We start from the raw sequence: 919 nt of genomic DNA on the forward strand, positions 1-919 counted from the left end.
TGCTACTCAGACACAAACGATCACTGTAACAGATAATGTTGCGCCAGTATTTACAACTCCAGCAGCTAACCTAGTTGTTGAATGTGGTAACGGTACAACTGACGCGCTTCAAATTTGGTTAAATAACCATGGAGGTGCCGTAGCATCAGATAATTGTTCAGATGTAACTTGGTCTAATAACTTCAACTCAATTGGAAATGATTGTTCAGCAGCTGTAACAGTAATATTTACTGCTACTGATGCTTGCGGAAATGCTTCAACATCTTCTGCTTCATTTACAATTGAAGATACAACTGCACCTACATTCACAGCTCCTGCGAATATCGAGATATTCACAACTGCTGATTGTACTTATGATGCTTCTGTAGCCGTAACTGGTGATGTAACTAATGAAGCAGACAACTGTGCGGTTTTACAAGCTACATTTGCTGATACTGTTGCTGATGGTCAATGTGCAGGTTCACACATCATTACACGTACTTGGTCGCTTTTAGATGCTTGTGGTAACGCAGCAGCTACTCAGACACAAACGATTACTGTAACTGATAACATCGCTCCTACGTTTACAGCTCCTGCTGATATTACAATAGCTACTACTGCTGATTGTACTTATGATGCAACTGTTGCTGCGACTGGTGATGTTACTAACGAAGCTGATAACTGTTCAACTGGTCTTCAGGCTACATTTGCTGACAGCATTGCTGATGGTCAGTGTGCAGGTTCACATATCATTACACGTACATGGTCTCTTGTAGATGCTTGTGGTAACAATGCTGCGACTCAGACACAAACGATTACTGTAACAGATAACATCGTTCCTACATTCACTGCTCCTGCGAATATCGAAATATTCACAACTGCTGATTGTACTTATGATGCGTCAATTGCAATTACTGGTGATGTGACTAACGAAGCTGAC

General features: G+C 41.2%; 1 pseudogene. It reads left to right on the forward strand.

What is annotated here, in order from left to right:
* Positions 1–919 (forward strand): annotated as a pseudogene (locus tag L1S31_RS14840) (gliding motility-associated C-terminal domain-containing protein); the annotation flags it as partial.

It is taken from the genome of Flavobacterium wongokense (assembly GCF_021608265.1).
Classification (GTDB): Bacteria; Bacteroidota; Bacteroidia; order Flavobacteriales; family Flavobacteriaceae; genus Flavobacterium; species Flavobacterium wongokense.